Here is a 16,346-nt window from a genome sequence, read left to right as displayed (position 1 = left end):
CCATGTCCAGGTCAGCGAAACCCCAAAATGGCCGCCGCCGCTTTCTGCGCGATGTTGTTCGCACAGCGGGCGGACTGGCTGCCGTTGGCGTGGCGCTGGGGTTACAGCAGCAAACCGCACGGGCTACAGGCGTGCGGTTGCGCCCGCCTGGGGCCGTGAACGAGAACGCCTTTGCCAGCGCCTGCGTGCGCTGCGGGCAGTGCGTTCAGGCATGTCCGTATGACACCTTAAAACTGGCGACGCTCGCATCAGGGTTGTCGGCGGGGACGCCGTATTTTGTTGCCCGCGAGATCCCGTGCGAGATGTGTGAAGACATTCCGTGCGCCAAAGTCTGCCCCAGCGGGGCACTGGACCGGGAGATTGCCTCCATTGACGATTCGCGGATGGGGCTGGCGGTGCTGCTGGATCAGGAAAATTGCCTGAACTTCCAGGGATTACGCTGTGACGTCTGCTATCGCGAATGCCCAAAAATCGATGAGGCTATCACGCTGGAACTGGATCGCAACATGCGAACCGGCAAACATGCGCGATTTATCCCGACCGTTCACAGCGACGCCTGCACGGGGTGCGGGAAATGTGAAAAAGTCTGCGTGCTGGAGCAACCCGCGATAAAAGTGTTGCCGCTGTCGCTGGCGAAAGGGGAGTTAGGTCACCATTACCGCTTCGGCTGGCTGGAGGGGAACGATGGCAAATCGTAAACGTGATGCCGGGCGTGAAGCGCAGGCGAAAAAAGGCGTCTGGCGGAGTCATCGCTGGCTGATTTTCCGCCGGCTCTGTCAGTTTATGGTGCTGGGGATGTTTCTGAGCGGCCCGTGGTTTGGCGTGTGGATCCTGCATGGGAATTACTCCAGCAGCCTGTTGTTGGAGTCGATCCCGTTGACCGATCCGCTCATCACCCTGCAAAGCCTGGCGAGCGGTCATCTGCCTGTGGCGGTGGCGCTAACAGGCGCGGCGATTATTACCGTGCTTTACGCCCTGGCAGGAAAGCGATTGTTTTGCGGTTGGGTTTGCCCGTTGAACCCGATTACCGATTTTGCGGCCTGGCTACGCAGAAGGTTTGACCTGAATCAGTCCGCAACTATTCCACGTCATATACGGTACGTACTTCTGGTTGTCGTGCTGGTGGGTTCAGCACTGACCGGGACGCTACTGTGGGAATGGATTAACCCTGTTTCACTGCTGGGGCGTAGCCTGGTGATGGGATTCGGTAGCGGCGCACTGCTGATTATCGCTCTGTTTTTATTTGATTTGCTGGTCGTTGAACACGGCTGGTGCGGGCATCTTTGTCCTTTAGGCGCACTGTATGGCGTGCTGGGTAGCCAGGGCGTATTAACCGTTGCGGCGAAAGACCGACAGAAATGTAACCGCTGTATGGACTGTTTTCATGTTTGCCCGGAACCGCATGTATTACGTGCCCCGGTGCTGGATGAGCAAAGCCCGGTGCAGGTCACCAGCCGCGATTGCATGGCCTGCGGTCGCTGCGTGGATGTCTGTTCTGAGGACGTATTTACAATAACTACACGATGGAGTTCGGGAGCGAAATCATGAAAAGCCATGACCTGAAAAAAGCGCTGTGTCAATGGACAGCCCTGCTGGCCCTGGTGGTGAGCGGTGCGGTTTGGGCGGCAAACGGAGTGGATCTTAGCCAGTCTCCGGAAGTGTCGGGGACACAGGAAGGGGCGATTCGCATGCACAAAGAGCAAGAGCGTATGCCGCTGAACTATGTGAATCAGCCGCCGATGATTCCCCATAGCGTCGATGGTTACCAGGTGACCACTAACACCAACCGCTGCCTGCAATGCCACGGCGTTGAAAGCTATCGTACCACCGGCGCGCCGCGTATTAGTCCGACGCACTTTATGGACAGCGACGGCAAAGTGCTGGCCGAAGTGGCGCCGCGTCGTTACTTCTGTCTGCAGTGTCACGTGCCGCAGACTGACGCCCCGCCGATTGTGGGTAACACCTTTACCCCATCGAAAGGTTACGGGAAATAAGAGGTTATTATGGAAAATGCTAACCGTAAACCAGGCCGGATTAAGCGCCTCTGGCAGTGGTGGCGTCGCCCCAGTCGCCTGGCGCTGGGTACGCTGCTGTTAATCGGGTTCGTCGGCGGGATTATTTTCTGGGGTGGATTTAACACCGGGATGGAAAAGGCCAACACCGAAGAGTTCTGCATTAGCTGCCACGAAATGCGCAATACCGTGTATCAGGAATACATGGAAACCGTACACTACAACAACCGTAGCGGTGTGCGTGCGACCTGTCCTGACTGCCACGTACCACACGAGTTTGTGCCGAAAATGATCCGTAAGATCAAGGCCAGTAAAGAACTGTACGCAAAAGCATTGGGACTGATTGATACCCCGCAGAAGTTCGAAGCGCATCGTCTGACGATGGCACAGAATGAATGGCGAAGAATGAAAGATAACAATTCTCAGGAGTGTCGTAACTGTCACAACTTTGACTTCATGGACTTAACGGCCCAGAAGAGTGTCGCCGCAAAAATGCACGATCAGGCGGTGAAAGACGGGCAAACCTGTATTGACTGCCATAAGGGGATTGCGCATAAGCTCCCCGATATGCGCGACGTCAAACCGGGCTTCTGACGGGATGGTAATGAGTGGGTAGTATGCTTGAAGCCAGAAAGCTCCTCTGTGAGCGGGATGAACGAGTCCTGTTTAGCGATTTGTCGTTCCAGGTCAACGCCGGGGAGTGGATACAGGTCACCGGCGGCAACGGCGCAGGGAAAACCACCCTGTTGCGGTTGCTGACAGGACTTTCTCGTCCTGATGCCGGTGAGGTGTGCTGGCAGGAGCAACCGCTACATCGTGTGCGGGACAGCTACCATCAAAATTTGTTGTGGATTGGCCATCAGCCGGGGATCAAAACCCGGCTGACGGCGTTGGAGAACCTGCGTTTTTTCCATCAGGACGGCGATATCGCGAAATGTCTCGCGGCGCTGGCGCAGGCCGGTCTTGCCGGTTACGAAGATATCCCTGTTAACCAGCTTTCTGCCGGACAGCAGCGCCGTGTGGCGTTAGCGCGTCTCTGGCTGACCCGCGCCACGCTCTGGATCCTCGACGAACCCTTTACCGCCATTGATGTGAACGGCGTTGAACGCCTGACGCAGCGGATGGCGCAGCATACCGATGAAGGTGGGATCGTTATCCTCACCACCCACCAGCCAATGAACGTTGCTACAGACCGCATTCGCCGGATTGCGCTGACTCACGAGAGGGCAGGGCAATGATGTGGCGTATCTTCCGTCTCGAACTGCGCGTTGCCTTTCGCCATAGCGCGGAAATTGCCAACCCGCTGTGGTTCTTCCTGATTGTTATTACGTTGTTCCCGCTGAGCATTGGGCCGGAACCGCAGCTGCTGGCGCGCATTGCGCCGGGGATTATTTGGGTTGCTGCACTGCTGGCCTCGCTGCTGGCGCTGGAGCGACTGTTTCGCGATGACCTGCAGGACGGCAGCCTTGAGCAACTGATGCTGCTGCCAATCCCATTACCGATGGTGGTGCTGGCAAAAGTGATGGCCCACTGGATGGTCACCGGTCTGCCGCTGTTGATCCTCTCTCCGCTGGTGGCATTGCTGCTGGGGATGGACCTCTACGGCTGGAAAATTATGGCGCTGACTCTACTGCTGGGGACGCCGACGCTGAGCTTTCTCGGCGCACCGGGGGTGGGGTTAACGGTCGGGTTAAAGCGCGGCGGTGTATTGCTGAGCGTACTGGTACTGCCGTTGACCATTCCCTTGTTGATTTTTGCGACTGCCGCGATGGATGCGGCATCCATGCATCTTCCAGTGGATGGATACATGGCGATTTTGGGCGCGTTACTGGCAGGTAGCGCGACGTTAAGTCCTTTTGCAACGGCGGCGGCGTTACGCATTAGTTTGCAGTAATGAGTTGCCTGATGGCGCTGCGCTTTTCAGGCCGACAAGAGCCGGGTTTTTAGGTCGGATAAGGCATCAGCCGCTATCCGGCATGACGGTAACTTTATTCGTTTGAGTCTGGTGACTGAACTATGTGGAAAACACTTCATCAACTGGCTATGCCCCCACGACTGTATCAGCTTTGTGGCTATTTTGTGCCGTGGCTGGCCGTCGCCTGCGTCCTGGTTCTGGCGACGGGCTGGATCTGGGGATTCGGTTTTGCGCCGGCGGATTACCAGCAGGGGCAGAGCTACCGCATTATTTATCTGCACGTTCCGGCGGCGATCTGGTCAATGGGGATTTATGCCTCGATGGCGGTAGCCGCGTTTATCGGTCTGGTCTGGCAGATGAAGATGGCGAACCTGGCGCTGGCTGCAATGGCGCCGATTGGCGCGGTGTTTACGTTTATTGCGCTAGTCACCGGCTCGGCCTGGGGTAAACCGATGTGGGGTACCTGGTGGGTGTGGGATGCGCGGCTGACGTCGGAACTGGTGCTGCTGTTTCTCTACGTCGGCGCAATTGCTCTGTGGCACGCCTTTGATGACCGTAAGATGGCGGGGCGCGCGGCGGGGATCCTGGTGCTGATTGGCGTGGTGAACCTGCCGATCATTCACTATTCGGTGGAGTGGTGGAACACGCTGCATCAGGGCTCGACCCGTATGCAACAAAGCATCGACCCGGCCATGCGCACGCCGCTGCGGCTGGCGATTGTCGGCTATCTGCTGCTGTTTATCACGCTGTCGCTGATGCGGATGCGTAACCTGATTCTGATAATGGAAAAACGTCGCCCGTGGGTGAGTGAACTGATCTTAAAAAGAGGCCGCCAATGACCACTGCATTTGCATCCTGGAGTGATTTTTTTGCGATGGGCGGTTACGCCTTTTACGTCTGGCTGGCTGTGGCGCTGAGCGTCATCCCGCTGGCAGTGCTGGTCATTCATACCGTGACGCAGCATCGCGCAATTTTGCGTGATGTCTCCCGTCAGCGGGCGCGTGAAGCCCGCCTGCGTGCAGCGCAGACACAACGGGAGGCGGCGTGAATATTCGACGTAAGAACCGTTTATGGATTGCCTGCGGCGTGCTTGTCGGGTTAGCGCTGACGATTACGCTGGTGCTGTATGCGCTGCGCGCCAACATCGACCTGTTCTACACGCCAGGCGAGATTCTCTACGGCAAGCGCGAAACGCAGCAAATGCCGGAAGTGGGTCAGCGCCTTCGGGTGGGCGGTATGGTTATGCCCGGCAGCGTCAAGCGCGACCCCAACTCGCTGAAGGTGAATTTCAGCATCTATGATGCCGAAGGCGTGGTGGATGTGACCTACGAAGGCATTCTGCCGGACCTGTTCCGTGAAGGACAAGGCGTGGTGGTGCAGGGGGAACTCGGCGAGAAAAACCATATTCAGGCGAAAGAAGTCCTCGCCAAGCATGATGAAAACTACACGCCGCCGGAAGTTGAAAAAGCGATGCAGGATAACCACCGCCGTCCGGAGAGCGTCTATAAGGATAAAACATCATGATGCCTGAAATTGGCAATGCGCTGTTATGCCTGGCACTGGGCGTTGCGTTGTTACTCTCAGTCTATCCGCTGTGGGGCGTGGCGCGAGGCGATGCGCGGATGATGGCGTCGGCAAGACCGTTTTCCTGGCTGTTGTTTATCCTCGTGATGGGCGCCTTTCTGGTGCTGGTCAACGCCTTTGTAGTGAATGATTTCACCGTCGTTTACGTCGCCAGTAACTCCAACACGCAGCTGCCGGTCTGGTACCGCGTCGCCGCCACCTGGGGGGCGCATGAAGGCTCGCTGCTGCTGTGGGTGTTGCTGATGAGCGGCTGGACCTTTGCCGTCGCGCTGTTTTCCCAGCGGATGCCGTTGGATATCGTCGCCCGCGTACTTGCGGTGATGGGGATGGTTAGCGTCGGTTTTCTGTTGTTCATCCTGTTTACCTCCAACCCGTTCACCCGCACGCTGCCGAATTTCCCGATAGAAGGGCGCGATCTCAACCCGTTGTTGCAAGATCCTGGGCTTATCTTCCATCCGCCGCTGCTATATATGGGCTACGTCGGTTTCTCGGTCGCCTTCGCGTTCGCTATCGCGGCGCTGATGAGCGGTCGCCTGGACAGCACTTTCGCCCGTTTTTCCCGTCCATGGACGCTGGCAGCGTGGGTTTTCCTGACGCTGGGGATTGTGCTGGGTTCAGCATGGGCGTATTACGAACTGGGCTGGGGAGGCTGGTGGTTCTGGGATCCGGTGGAAAACGCCTCGTTTATGCCATGGCTGGTGGGAACCGCACTGATGCACTCACTGGCGGTCACTGAACAGCGCGGCAGTTTCAAGGCGTGGACGCTACTGCTCTCCATCTGCGCGTTTTCGCTCTGTCTGTTGGGGACGTTCCTCGTGCGTTCAGGCGTGCTGGTGTCGGTGCATGCGTTTGCTTCCGACCCGTCTCGCGGGATGTTCATTCTGGCCTTCATGGTGCTGGTCATCGGCGGCTCGCTGCTGCTGTTTGCCACGCGAGGACATAAGGTTCGCTCCCGGGTCAATAACGCCCTCTGGTCGCGTGAATCGCTGCTGCTCGGTAATAACGTGCTGCTGATTGCCGCCATGCTGGTCGTGCTGCTCGGCACGCTGCTGCCGCTGGTGCATAAGCAACTCGGTCTGGGCAGTATCTCTATTGGCGAACCGTTTTTTAATACCATGTTTACCTGGCTGATGGCGCCGTTTGCCCTGCTGTTGGGTATTGGCCCGCTGGTCCGCTGGGGACGCGATCGACCGCGTAAACTGCAACGACTGCTGGTTATCGCGCTGGTCAGCACCCTCGTACTCTCTCTGCTGCTGCCGTGGCTGTTTGAGAACAAGATTGTCGCCATGACCGTAGTCGGGCTGGCAATGGCCTGCTGGGTGTTTGTGCTGGCGATGGCGGAGCTTGCGCTGCGAATTTCACGTGGCGCGAAAATGACGCTGAGCTACTGGGGAATGGTGGCCGGGCACGTCGGCCTGGCGGTGACAATTGTCGGCATCGCCTTCAGCCAGAACTACAGCGTCGAGCGCGATGTTCGCATGAAAGCCGGTGACAGCGTCGATATTCATGAATATCGCTTCACCTTCCGTGAAGTGAAGGATATCACCGGACCAAACTATCGCGGTGGTGTGGCGATTATCAGCGTGACCCGTGATGGCAAGGCAGAAGCAACGTTGCACGCTGAAAAACGGTTCTACAACAGCACCAGTTCGATGATGACGGAAGCGGCGATTGATGGTGGTATCACCCGCGATCTGTACGCCGCGCTCGGTGAAGAGCTGGATAACGGCGCGTGGGCTGTTCGTCTGTACTACAAACCGTTTATTCGCTGGATCTGGGCGGGTGGGATATTGATGGCGCTGGGAGGGCTGTTATGCCTGTTTGACCCGCGTTATCGCAAACGCGTACAACCGCAAAAATCGGCGTCGGAGGCGGTATGAAGCGCAACGTACTTTTGATTCCCTTTGTGATTTTTCTCGTGATTGCCGCAGCGCTGCTGTGGCAACTGGCGCGTAACGCAGAAGGCGACACGCCGACGAATCTGGAGTCGGCGCTGATTGGTAAACCGGTACCGACTTTCCGGCTTGAGTCGCTGGAGAACCCCGGTAAGCATTATGAGGCAGACGTGCTGACTCAGGGTAAACCGGTCTTACTCAACGTCTGGGCAACGTGGTGTCCGACCTGCCGCGCTGAGCATCAGTACCTGAACCAGCTGTCGGCACAGGGGATTCGCGTAGTGGGGCTGAATTATAAAGACGATCGCCAGAAGGCCATCGTCTGGCTGAAAGAGTTGGGTAATCCTTACGCGCTGAGCCTGTTTGACGGCGACGGTATGCTGGGCCTGGATCTTGGGGTCTATGGCGCGCCGGAAACCTTCCTGATCGACGGTAAAGGCATTATTCGCTATCGCCATGCCGGGGATTTGAACGCCCGCGTCTGGGAGAGTGAAATCAAGCCGCTGTGGGAGAAATACAGTAAGGAGGCCGGGCAATGAGACTTTTGCTGAGTGTGCTGATGCTGCTGTTTTCTGCTAACGCGCTGGCCACCATTGATGTGATGCAGTTTAAGGATGAGACCCAGGAGCAACAATTCCGCCAGTTGACTGAACAGCTGCGCTGTCCAAAATGCCAGAACAACAGCATCGCGGATTCCAATTCGATGATTGCGACCGACCTGCGGCAGAAAGTCTATGAGCTGATGCAGGAAGGGAAAAGTCAGAAAGAGATCGTCGACTATATGGTGGCGCGCTACGGTAACTTCGTCACCTATGATCCGCCGCTGACACCACTGACTGTCCTGCTGTGGGTGCTTCCCGTGGCGGCAATTGGCGCAGGTGGCTGGATTATCGTTGCCCGTTCGCGTCGGCGGGTACGCCTGAAACAGGAGGTGTTCCCGGATGAGATATCGTTACCGGAGGGTAAACGAGCCGGGCTGGCGGTTTATCTGCCAGGGATAGTGATTGCCGTCATCGTGGGGGCCGTCAGTTATTACCAGACCGGGAGCTATAAGCAGGTGGAAATCTGGCAACTGGCGACGGCACAAAGTCCGGCACTGCTGGAACGCGCGCTGGATCCAAAAGCGCAGCCGCTGGATGAGGAAGAGATGACGCGTCTGGCGCTGGGGCTACGTACTCGTCTGCAAAGTGATGCGACGAACGTAGAAGGCTGGATCATGCTGGGGCGGATCGGAATGGTGCTTGGCAATGCCAGTACCGCTACCGAAGCGTATGCCAACGCCTATCGACTCGATCCGAAGAACAGCGATGCTGCGCTGGGCTATGCCGAGGCGCTGACCCGTTCTTCCGATCCTGATGATAACCGTCGTGGAGGGGAGCTGCTGCGAGAACTGGTGCGTAGCGATCACGCCAATGTGCGGGTTCTGAGCATGTATGCCTTCAACGCCTTTGAGCAGGAGCGTTTTGGCGAGGCGGTTGCCGCCTGGGAGATGATGTTGAAGATGCTGCCAGCGAACGATACGCGTCGTGCGGTGATTGAGCGCAGTATCGCGCAGGCGATGCAGCACTTATCGCCAAAGAGCGAGTAACCACCCGGCCAGATGGCGAGGCACAGGCCCGATAAGCGTAGCGCCATCGGGCATTTGCTGGGCTATTGCATACCGCGGGTTTGTAAAAACAGGATGGTCGCGGCAACGCGTGAGCGTACGTTGAGCTTGCGCAGCAGGTTGCGAATATGCACTTTTACGGTTTGTTCGGAAATATTGAGGACCGAGGCAATCTGCTTGTTAGACTGCCCCTGTGCCAGCTCGTGCAACACATCCAGCTCTCGCTCGGTCAGCATGCTGAACGGATCGTCCTCTTCACCAAACATTTCGCGCTCGCGCAGATAATCGCTGACGCGTTCGCTGAAAACTTTGCCGCCATTGGCGCCTGTGCGAATGGCATCCAGCAGAACTTCCGGATCGCTGTCTTTCAGCAGGTAGCCATCTGCGCCGGCGTCAATCAGGGCGTAGATGTCGTTGGCCGAATCCGAAACGGTGAGAATGATGATCTGCGCCGTGATCCCATCGCGGCGCAGGGCGTTCAACGTATCCAGACCGCTCAGCCCTTTCATATTCAGATCAAGCAGGATTAAATCCAGATCGAGACGGTTTGCCAGATCAATCGCCGTTGCACCATCGCCCGCTTCGGCAACCACCTCAAATGTCGGATCCAGTTCCAGTAATTGACGGATACCACGACGCATAAGAGGGTGGTCATCTACCACCAGCACCTGAAAAGGCGTTGCTTCAGGCATAGTTATCTCCCGAGATTTTATTAGAATCATTATTGTTATTCGATCGCGAATCGTCCAGATTCACCGCATCGATAAGAGGGAGAAATATTACCCCAGATTACGCATGGGTAAGAAGTAAAACCTGAAAGATGAAAGGATATTCAGGAGCATAAAAAAACCAGCCCATCAGGGCTGGTTCTTAAGGAGTATTTTGGTCGGCACGAGAGGATTTGAACCTCCGACCCCCGACACCCCATGACGGTGCGCTACCAGGCTGCGCTACGTGCCGACTCGTGGGAGCTAATACTACCGCTTTCCGTACCGAATGCAAGGGGACATCCAGCTAACTGATTAATAATAAATCAGTTAGCGATAAAACGCTTCTCGTCTGTCAGCACCTGTAATAACAGACTCAACTGTGGCTTCTGATCTTTAATCTTCTCGCCGCGTAAATCGTATGTCTGGTACTTGCCGTTGTTGTTCAGCACCAGCGTCATTTCCGGCGTGGTGATTGCCAGCGTACTGAGATCGGCCGCCGTTACCCAGTAGTGACGACGATTGGCATTGAACAGATCCTGCCCCTGCGAATATTCATTAGCAGGCGTGCTGACGTGGAGCAGACGCTGCATCAACGTGGTCATGACGTCTGTGTGATCGGTCAGGCTGTTGATCCGCTGTGCGGGAGTCCCCGGCCAGTGAATAATGAGCGGAACCTGCAGGTGACCGCGCGACCAGGCGAAGTTTTTCTCTTCATCGCTCAACGCGACGCCGCGACCGGCGGTGATTATCACCACCGTGTTATCCAGTTTACCGGACTCACGCAGCGCGCCGAGCACACGGTTGATCTGCTTATCAACATCTCCCGCCGCGCGAGCGTAGCGGCGAACGAAGTTAGACTGGTTGCTGTCGTCAACGTTGGTGCCGTTAAACGAAACCCACGAGAACCAGCGGTTGTCTTCCTGCGCGTAACGCCCCAGCCAGTTGATCCACTGGCTGGCGGTCTGTTCGTCAGACTGCGTCTGTACGCTTGGCATCGAGAAATCAGACAGTAACGCCTGGCGGTAGAGCGGGCTGGTAAAGCCGTCGGAAGAGAACAGTCCCAGCTGATAGCCTTGCTGATTCAGAGCCGAAATCAGCGCAGCCGGCGTTCGGGTGGACAGAATACCGTCCATATAGCTCGGCGACACGCCGTAAAACAGGCCAAAAATACCGTTATCGGTGGTGTTGCCGGAACTCATGTGGCGCGTGAAGGCAATGTTTTGCCCGGCAAATTCGGCAAGTGCCGGCATCTGCTTTTCATAGCGCGAATAGTTCAGGCCATCGACCGTGATCAGCAGGACATTTTGCCCGGTTCCCATATCGCGATAGCGTAATTCGCTTAGTGGGTACTGCACGGACACCGCTTCCGGATTCCCCTGTTCGACCAGACGGCGCTGATACTCCTGCGCATCCAGCAGGCCATGTTTTTCCAGAAACCGGCGCGCGGTCATCGGATAGGAGAGCGGCAGATTGGCGCGCTGCATGGTGATCGGACGATAGAAATTGGCATCCGCCCAGATATAGACCACATGTGAAGCAATAAATGACACAAAGAAGAAGGCGGCCAGCGGCTTGGCGAAGTGACGACGACGCGTCAGGCTGCGCAGTTTTTGCCAGCTCCAGGTCGCAAACAGCATTTCAATCAATAAGATAACCGGCACGCTGATAAACATCAGCTGCCAGTCGCGCGCCATTTCATTTTGGTCGGGGTTAATCACCAGTTCCCAGACGATGGGATTAAGATGCAGGTGGAAACGGGTAAACACTTCGCTGTCGATCAGCAGAAGCGTCATTCCGGCCGTCGCCAGAATGGCTGACAGGAAACGCATCAGCCTCTGGGACATCACAATGAACGTCAGCGGGAACAGAATCAGCAGATAGGTGGCAAACACCAGAAAGCTGAAATGGCCGACGATACTCAGATAAGAGTAAACGCGACCGGCCAGCGTTGTCGGCCAGTCGGCGACAAACAGGTAACGGCTGCCGAGCACGATAGCCAGCAGAATGTTGAACAGTGCAAACCAGTGCCCCCAACTAACCATCTGGGAGACTTTTTCACGGTAGCGCTGACGATGAGTTACCATAACGTGTCGTTCGTTTCCCCAAAATCGGCTTTTAGTGCGCTTTGTCGTCGTTAACCGAGGACTGCAATGCGCGGGCAAAAGAGTTCGCAATCGCCTGGCGCTGAGCCGGGGCAATGCTGGTATTAATAAGGTTGGTGACCATGTTTCCCAGCACCATCAGGGAAAGATCAGTCGGTGCCTTATGTTTTTCCAGTACGTTGAGCATCTCGGTGAGCAGTTGTTCAACGTGTTCGTCACTATAGCGGGAGATTTGTGGCATAAATCGACATCAGTTTATTCATGAAAGGGCAACATATTACCGTAGCAACAGTTTTTTTTCCGCTTTTTTATCCTCAATAATTCGCGCTACCGTGCGACAGGCAAAACGGCGCTGCATCTTCTGTTGCGTCGCCTCGCCGGTGGTGGTTGAATACCGCCCGGTCTTTAAGGAGAGTTTATCATGAGTCTGGATATCAACCAGATTGCCCTGCACCAGCTTATCAAGCGTGATGAGCAAAACCTTGAGCTGGTCCTGCGCGATTCATTACTGGAACCGACAAACACCGTTGTCGATATGATGGCTGAACTGCATCGGGTCTATAGCGCGAAAAACAAAGCGTATGGTCTGTTCAGCGAAGAGAGCGAACTGGCGCAAGCGCTGCGCTTACAGCGCCAGGGTGAGGAAGATTTTCTCGCCTTTAGCCGTGCGGCGACCGGACGTTTACGTGACGAGCTCGCCAAATACCCGTTTGCTGACGGCGGCATTGTGCTGTTCTGTCATTATCGCTATCTGGCGGTAGAGTATTTACTGGTGGCGGTGCTGAACAACTTAAGCAGCATGCGCGTCAATGAGAATCTGGATATCAACCCGACGCACTATCTGGATATCAACCATGCGGATATCGTCGCGCGTATCGATCTGACCGAGTGGGAAACCAATCCGGAATCCACCCGCTATCTGACCTTCCTGAAGGGGCGGGTAGGGCGAAAAGTGGCTGACTTCTTTATGGATTTCCTCGGAGCCAGCGAAGGTCTCAACGCCAAGGCGCAAAACCGTGGACTGCTGCAGGCGGTCGATGACTTCACCGCTGAAGCGCAACTGGATAAAGCTGAGCGCCAAAACGTGCGCCAGCAGGTGTACAGCTACTGCAACGAGCAGCTTCAGGCCGGTGAGGAAATTGAGCTGGAGTCGCTGTCAAAAGAACTTTCTGGCGTCAGTGAAGTGAGTTTTAGCGAGTTTACGGCAGAGAAGGGCTATGAGCTGGAAGAGAGCTTCCCGGCCGATCGCAGCACGCTGCGCCAACTGACCAAATATGCCGGCAGCGGCGGTGGGTTAACCATTAACTTTGACGCGATGCTACTGGGCGAGCGTATTTTCTGGGATCCGGCAACGGATACGTTGACCATTAAAGGCACGCCGCCGAACCTGCGCGATCAGCTTCAGCGCCGTACGTCTGGCGGTAATTAAAAGCCATAAAAAAACCCCGCCGGAGCGGGGTTTTCTTCAACTTGTTGGCGATTACGCGCGAACGAAGTCGATGTGAGTCAGCTTTGGCTTGAACGCGTGACGCTGTACAGCCTGAGCTTTAACTTTTACTTCTTTACCGTCAACAACGATGGTCAGAACGTCGCTATAGAAACCTTCTTTAGCTTGCATGTTCATGATGGAATCGTGGTCCAGTTCGATAGCAATCGGGGCTTCTTTGCCACCGTAGATGATTGCCGGGAACTTGTTAGCGGCACGCAGGCGGCGGCTCGCACCCTTACCCTGCTCTTTACGTACTTCAGCGTTGATAGTAAACATTTAAATCTCTCTTTAATAATTCCTGCTACAGGCGACCCAGCAACAGGTAAGTGATCTGCTTTGCGTATGCAAAAGCGGGCGAGATTCTATCCTCAAACGCCCGTTACATCAATCAAAAGTACGATTAACCGCGTAATTCATGTGCCCGACGGAAACGCCCCTCGTAATCGAATACCTTTTCCCGCACCTGCCAGTACTGGCCTTTCATCCGCGCCACCACAAAGTCGGGATGGCGTAACAAGGGTTGTTGCGCGAGGATATCCGCCGCGGTGATCCAGCGTAGCGGCACACCTGGCGTGCGGGTATGCGGGCGGATAAACAGTTGTTCAAATGCCGTACGTTGGGCAGGGGTTTGCAGGCGAAAGCGCTCGCTAACGTCCGCGCCATCTTCGTCATAGTAGGTGATTTTCAGCCATTCGCCTTTCTCGTCATGGCCGTGCTGCAACGTCATGCCGCTACAGCGGAGCACCAGCGCGTCTTTCAGTTTCAACGCTGCTTTCAGCATGTCGTCGGGATCGACAAGGAGCGTATCGCATTCCCGACAGCGGCGAGCGGCAATGTCGTTTTCGGTGTTGCACTGCGGGCAATTTTTAAAGCGGAAGCGAAAATCGCACTGCTCGCGATGCCCTTCATCATCTTCAAACCAACCCTGACAGCGGCGGCCAAAATGTTCGAGCAGCGTACCGTCAGCGGTGGTTTTGCCCCAGAAGGTATTTGCGAAACCGCAGGCCGGGCAGAAGACCTGGACCGGCACGTTATCACTTTTGCCTTTCGGGCTCCCCACCTCCGGAGAATAGAGATCGTGCGGATTACCGGCGTAATCCAGAATCAAACAGTCCGTTTTTCCCGGTGCGAGACGCAGGCCGCGACCCACAATTTGTTGGTACAGACTGACTGACTCGGTGGGGCGCAGAATGGCAATGAGATCGACGTGCGGGGCATCGAAGCCCGTGGTTAAGACGGAGACGTTGACCAGATAACGAAAACGCTGAGCCTTAAACGCGTCTATCAGCTCATCACGTTCAGGACCCGGCGTGTCGCCGGTAATCAGCGCGGAATCCGCTTTCGGCAGCAGTCCGGCAATCTCTTTGGCATGCTCGACGGTGGCGGCAAAAATCATCACCCCTTTGCGGGTCTGGGCGAATTCAATAATCTGGCTGATGATATGCGGTGTGATACGCTGCTGCTTTTTCAGCTCACGATTCAGATCGGCTTCGCTAAACAGACCGTTGCTTTGCGCCTGCAGGCGGCTGAAATCGTACTGCACCACCGGCATGTCGAGGCGTTCCGGCGGCGTAAGATAGCCGTGCTTAATCATGTAGCGCAGCGGCAGTTCGTAAATGCAGTCGCGAAACAGCGCCTTGTCGTCGCCGCGCACCATACCGTGGTAGTGAAAATGATAGATCCAGCCTTTGCCCAGACGAAAAGGGGTGGCGGTCAGCCCCAGCAGGCGAATGTGGGGATTGGCGTTGCTCAGATGGGTGAGTATCTGCTGATACTGGCTCTCTTCGTCATCGCCGATACGATGGCATTCATCAACAATCAGCAGCGAAAACTCGCTCTGGAAGGCGTCCAGATTGCGAGCCACGGACTGAACGCTGCCGAACACCACTTTACCGTGGCTCTCTTTACGTTTAAGTCCGGCGGCAAAAATATCGGCTTCCAGCCCCAGTGCGCAGTATTTGGCATGGTTTTGCGCCACCAGCTCTTTCACATGCGCCAGAACCAGCACGCGCCCTCTGGCGACGCGCGCCAGTTCAGCAATCACCAGGCTTTTACCGGCGCCAGTGGGCAGAACAATCACCGCAGGCGTGTGATGGCGACGGAAATGGTTGAGCGTGGCATCCACGGCTTCTTGCTGGTAGGGGCGAAGTGTAAAAATCATAGTCTCACAATACGTAACGAACTCGGGTATAGTATGCCACGAATCGTTTTCCCTTGAGGGATGTTGTTAGCCCGCTATACTGGGCAGATAACGGCTCCACTTTTCGGGCGACGCGCCCGACTCCCGTATTTTTACAGGCAAAATCACACTCATGCGACTTGATAAATTTATCGCTCAGCAACTCGGCGTCAGCCGCGCTATTGCCGGGCGTGAAATCCGCGGTAGCCGTGTTACCGTGGATGGTGAAATCATCCGGAATACTGCGTTCAAACTGCTGCCAGAACACGACGTAGCATATGACGGCAACACGCTAGTTCAGCAAAACGGCCCACGTTACTTTATGCTTAATAAACCCCAGGGCTATGTGTGTTCGACGGATGACCCGGATCATCCGACAATCCTGTATTTCCTGGATGAGCCGGTCGCGCATAAATTACACGCTGCGGGTCGCCTGGATATCGACACCACCGGTCTGGTGCTGATGACCGACGACGGGCAGTGGTCGCACCGCATCACCTCTCCGCGTCACCACTGCGAGAAAACGTATCTGGTCACGCTGGAGTCGCCCGTCGCCGAAGATACCGCCGCGCAGTTTGCGAAAGGCGTGCAGTTACATAATGAAAAAGATCTCACCAAACCGGCTGTGCTTGAGGTTATCACCCCGACGCAGGTGCGTCTGACTATCAGCGAAGGACGCTATCATCAGGTGAAACGGATGTTTGCCGCCGTGGGTAACCACGTGGTAGAACTGCACCGCGAGCGGATAGGCGCCATTACCCTTGATGCTGACCTTGAACCCGGTGAGTATCGCCCTTTGACCGAAGCCGAAATTGCCAGCGTCGGCATGTCGTCCAGCTAAATTCAGGAGTTTT

At 55.9% G+C, this 16,346-nt stretch carries 19 protein-coding genes and 1 tRNA gene; 14 read left to right on the top strand and 6 right to left on the bottom strand.

Annotated elements, in window-relative coordinates; translation table 11 throughout:
* Positions 1–2: 2 nt before the first annotated feature.
* From napG to KI228_RS14690, 12 genes are all read left to right on the top strand, one after another.
* Positions 3–698 (top strand): ferredoxin-type protein NapG, encoded by a 696-nt coding sequence (napG, locus tag KI228_RS14745; RefSeq protein WP_043000080.1) that lies wholly within the window; start codon positions 3–5, stop codon positions 696–698.
* Positions 685–1,548, top strand: coding sequence for a quinol dehydrogenase ferredoxin subunit NapH (gene napH, locus KI228_RS14740; RefSeq protein WP_044268651.1), 864 nt, complete (start codon positions 685–687; stop codon positions 1,546–1,548). Before napG ends, napH begins: the two co-directional genes overlap by 14 nt.
* On the top strand, positions 1,545–1,994 hold the full coding sequence (gene napB, locus KI228_RS14735; RefSeq protein WP_042317908.1) for a nitrate reductase cytochrome c-type subunit: 450 nt from the start codon (positions 1,545–1,547) through the stop codon (positions 1,992–1,994). The genes napH and napB overlap by 4 nt, the downstream gene beginning before the upstream one ends.
* Positions 1,995–2,003: 9 nt before the next feature.
* Positions 2,004–2,606 carry a cytochrome c-type protein NapC gene (gene napC / locus KI228_RS14730; protein ID WP_043000082.1) on the top strand — a complete coding sequence of 201 codons (603 nt, stop codon included), beginning with the start codon at positions 2,004–2,006 and terminating at the stop codon, positions 2,604–2,606.
* 23 nt (positions 2,607–2,629) lie between these two features.
* Entirely contained in the window at positions 2,630–3,250 is a 621-nt protein-coding gene (gene ccmA / locus KI228_RS14725) for a cytochrome c biogenesis heme-transporting ATPase CcmA (protein WP_043000083.1), read from the top strand.
* Positions 3,247–3,906 carry a heme exporter protein CcmB gene (gene ccmB, locus KI228_RS14720; protein ID WP_043000084.1) on the top strand — a complete coding sequence of 220 codons (660 nt, stop codon included), beginning with the start codon at positions 3,247–3,249 and terminating at the stop codon, positions 3,904–3,906. The genes ccmA and ccmB overlap by 4 nt, the downstream gene beginning before the upstream one ends.
* A gap of 122 nt (positions 3,907–4,028) precedes the next feature.
* Positions 4,029–4,766 (top strand): heme ABC transporter permease, encoded by a 738-nt coding sequence (locus tag KI228_RS14715; RefSeq protein ID WP_044268653.1) that lies wholly within the window; start codon positions 4,029–4,031, stop codon positions 4,764–4,766.
* Positions 4,763–4,975: a heme exporter protein CcmD gene (ccmD, locus tag KI228_RS14710; RefSeq protein WP_043000086.1), complete on the top strand. Its 213-nt coding sequence runs from the start codon at positions 4,763–4,765 to the stop codon at positions 4,973–4,975. Before KI228_RS14715 ends, ccmD begins: the two co-directional genes overlap by 4 nt.
* A complete protein-coding gene (gene ccmE / locus KI228_RS14705; RefSeq protein WP_043000087.1) occupies positions 4,972–5,451 on the top strand; it encodes a cytochrome c maturation protein CcmE in 480 nt (159 codons plus the stop codon). Before ccmD ends, ccmE begins: the two co-directional genes overlap by 4 nt.
* Positions 5,448–7,391: a heme lyase CcmF/NrfE family subunit gene (locus tag KI228_RS14700; protein ID WP_061069849.1), complete on the top strand. Its 1,944-nt coding sequence runs from the start codon at positions 5,448–5,450 to the stop codon at positions 7,389–7,391. The genes ccmE and KI228_RS14700 overlap by 4 nt, the downstream gene beginning before the upstream one ends.
* A complete protein-coding gene (gene dsbE, locus KI228_RS14695; RefSeq protein ID WP_043000089.1) occupies positions 7,388–7,945 on the top strand; it encodes a thiol:disulfide interchange protein DsbE in 558 nt (185 codons plus the stop codon). The genes KI228_RS14700 and dsbE overlap by 4 nt, the downstream gene beginning before the upstream one ends.
* Entirely contained in the window at positions 7,942–8,994 is a 1,053-nt protein-coding gene (locus KI228_RS14690; RefSeq protein WP_061069850.1) for a cytochrome c-type biogenesis protein CcmH, read from the top strand. Before dsbE ends, KI228_RS14690 begins: the two co-directional genes overlap by 4 nt.
* 62 nt (positions 8,995–9,056) lie before the next feature.
* Here the strand turns inward: KI228_RS14690 and narP are convergent, their stop codons facing one another.
* From narP to KI228_RS14670, 4 genes are all read right to left on the bottom strand, one after another.
* On the bottom strand, positions 9,057–9,704 hold the full coding sequence (gene narP / locus KI228_RS14685) for a nitrate/nitrite response regulator protein NarP (protein ID WP_061069851.1): 648 nt from the start codon (positions 9,702–9,704) through the stop codon (positions 9,057–9,059).
* A 191-nt stretch (positions 9,705–9,895) separates the two neighbouring features.
* A tRNA-Pro gene (locus tag KI228_RS14680) sits at positions 9,896–9,972 on the bottom strand.
* A 73-nt stretch (positions 9,973–10,045) separates the two neighbouring features.
* On the bottom strand, positions 10,046–11,806 hold the full coding sequence (yejM, locus tag KI228_RS14675; protein ID WP_061069852.1) for an LPS biosynthesis-modulating metalloenzyme YejM: 1,761 nt from the start codon (positions 11,804–11,806) through the stop codon (positions 10,046–10,048).
* A gap of 31 nt (positions 11,807–11,837) precedes the next feature.
* Positions 11,838–12,065, bottom strand: a complete 228-nt coding sequence (locus tag KI228_RS14670; protein ID WP_042317936.1) for a YejL family protein — start codon at positions 12,063–12,065, stop codon at positions 11,838–11,840.
* Positions 12,066–12,245: 180 nt separating this feature from the next.
* On the opposite strand from KI228_RS14670, the gene yejK reads away from it, so the two are divergent.
* Positions 12,246–13,253: a nucleoid-associated protein YejK gene (yejK, locus tag KI228_RS14665; RefSeq protein ID WP_044268661.1), complete on the top strand. Its 1,008-nt coding sequence runs from the start codon at positions 12,246–12,248 to the stop codon at positions 13,251–13,253.
* A gap of 51 nt (positions 13,254–13,304) precedes the next feature.
* On the opposite strand, the gene rplY is transcribed toward yejK, so the two are convergent.
* Together rplY and radD are read right to left on the bottom strand one after the other, a co-directional pair.
* Positions 13,305–13,589: a 50S ribosomal protein L25 gene (rplY, locus tag KI228_RS14660; protein WP_043000095.1), complete on the bottom strand. Its 285-nt coding sequence runs from the start codon at positions 13,587–13,589 to the stop codon at positions 13,305–13,307.
* 124 nt (positions 13,590–13,713) lie between these two features.
* A complete protein-coding gene (gene radD, locus KI228_RS14655) occupies positions 13,714–15,474 on the bottom strand; it encodes a DNA repair helicase RadD (protein WP_061069853.1) in 1,761 nt (586 codons plus the stop codon).
* Between the two features lie 151 nt (positions 15,475–15,625).
* Between radD and rsuA the strand changes: the two genes are divergently transcribed.
* Positions 15,626–16,333, top strand: a complete 708-nt coding sequence (gene rsuA, locus KI228_RS14650; RefSeq protein ID WP_043000097.1) for a 16S rRNA pseudouridine(516) synthase RsuA — start codon at positions 15,626–15,628, stop codon at positions 16,331–16,333.
* Positions 16,334–16,346: the final 13 nt, after the last annotated feature.

Origin of the sequence: Citrobacter amalonaticus (assembly GCF_018323885.1) — a bacterium.
Classification (GTDB): domain Bacteria; phylum Pseudomonadota; class Gammaproteobacteria; order Enterobacterales; family Enterobacteriaceae; genus Citrobacter_A; species Citrobacter_A amalonaticus.
This window is presented reverse-complemented; position numbering and strand designations above follow the sequence as displayed.

Bases quoted from the DNA above. Each gene is read 5' to 3' on its own strand.
- dsbE (WP_043000089.1), top strand. From the start codon at position 7,388: ATGAAGCGCAACGTACTTTTGATTCCCTTTGTGATTTTTCTCGTGATT.
- napC (WP_043000082.1), top strand. From the start codon at position 2,004: ATGGAAAATGCTAACCGTAAACCAGGCCGGATTAAGCGCCTCTGGCAG.
- ccmD (WP_043000086.1), top strand. From the start codon at position 4,763: ATGACCACTGCATTTGCATCCTGGAGTGATTTTTTTGCGATGGGCGGT.
- napG (WP_043000080.1), top strand. From the start codon at position 3: ATGTCCAGGTCAGCGAAACCCCAAAATGGCCGCCGCCGCTTTCTGCGC.
- radD (WP_061069853.1), bottom strand. From the start codon at position 15,474: ATGATTTTTACACTTCGCCCCTACCAGCAAGAAGCCGTGGATGCCACG.
- ccmA (WP_043000083.1), top strand. From the start codon at position 2,630: ATGCTTGAAGCCAGAAAGCTCCTCTGTGAGCGGGATGAACGAGTCCTG.
- narP (WP_061069851.1), bottom strand. From the start codon at position 9,704: ATGCCTGAAGCAACGCCTTTTCAGGTGCTGGTGGTAGATGACCACCCT.
- KI228_RS14690 (WP_061069850.1), top strand. From the start codon at position 7,942: ATGAGACTTTTGCTGAGTGTGCTGATGCTGCTGTTTTCTGCTAACGCG.
- yejK (WP_044268661.1), top strand. From the start codon at position 12,246: ATGAGTCTGGATATCAACCAGATTGCCCTGCACCAGCTTATCAAGCGT.
- napH (WP_044268651.1), top strand. From the start codon at position 685: ATGGCAAATCGTAAACGTGATGCCGGGCGTGAAGCGCAGGCGAAAAAA.
- yejM (WP_061069852.1), bottom strand. From the start codon at position 11,806: ATGGTAACTCATCGTCAGCGCTACCGTGAAAAAGTCTCCCAGATGGTT.
- rsuA (WP_043000097.1), top strand. From the start codon at position 15,626: ATGCGACTTGATAAATTTATCGCTCAGCAACTCGGCGTCAGCCGCGCT.
- napB (WP_042317908.1), top strand. From the start codon at position 1,545: ATGAAAAGCCATGACCTGAAAAAAGCGCTGTGTCAATGGACAGCCCTG.
- rplY (WP_043000095.1), bottom strand. From the start codon at position 13,589: ATGTTTACTATCAACGCTGAAGTACGTAAAGAGCAGGGTAAGGGTGCG.
- KI228_RS14700 (WP_061069849.1), top strand. From the start codon at position 5,448: ATGATGCCTGAAATTGGCAATGCGCTGTTATGCCTGGCACTGGGCGTT.
- ccmB (WP_043000084.1), top strand. From the start codon at position 3,247: ATGATGTGGCGTATCTTCCGTCTCGAACTGCGCGTTGCCTTTCGCCAT.
- KI228_RS14670 (WP_042317936.1), bottom strand. From the start codon at position 12,065: ATGCCACAAATCTCCCGCTATAGTGACGAACACGTTGAACAACTGCTC.
- KI228_RS14715 (WP_044268653.1), top strand. From the start codon at position 4,029: ATGTGGAAAACACTTCATCAACTGGCTATGCCCCCACGACTGTATCAG.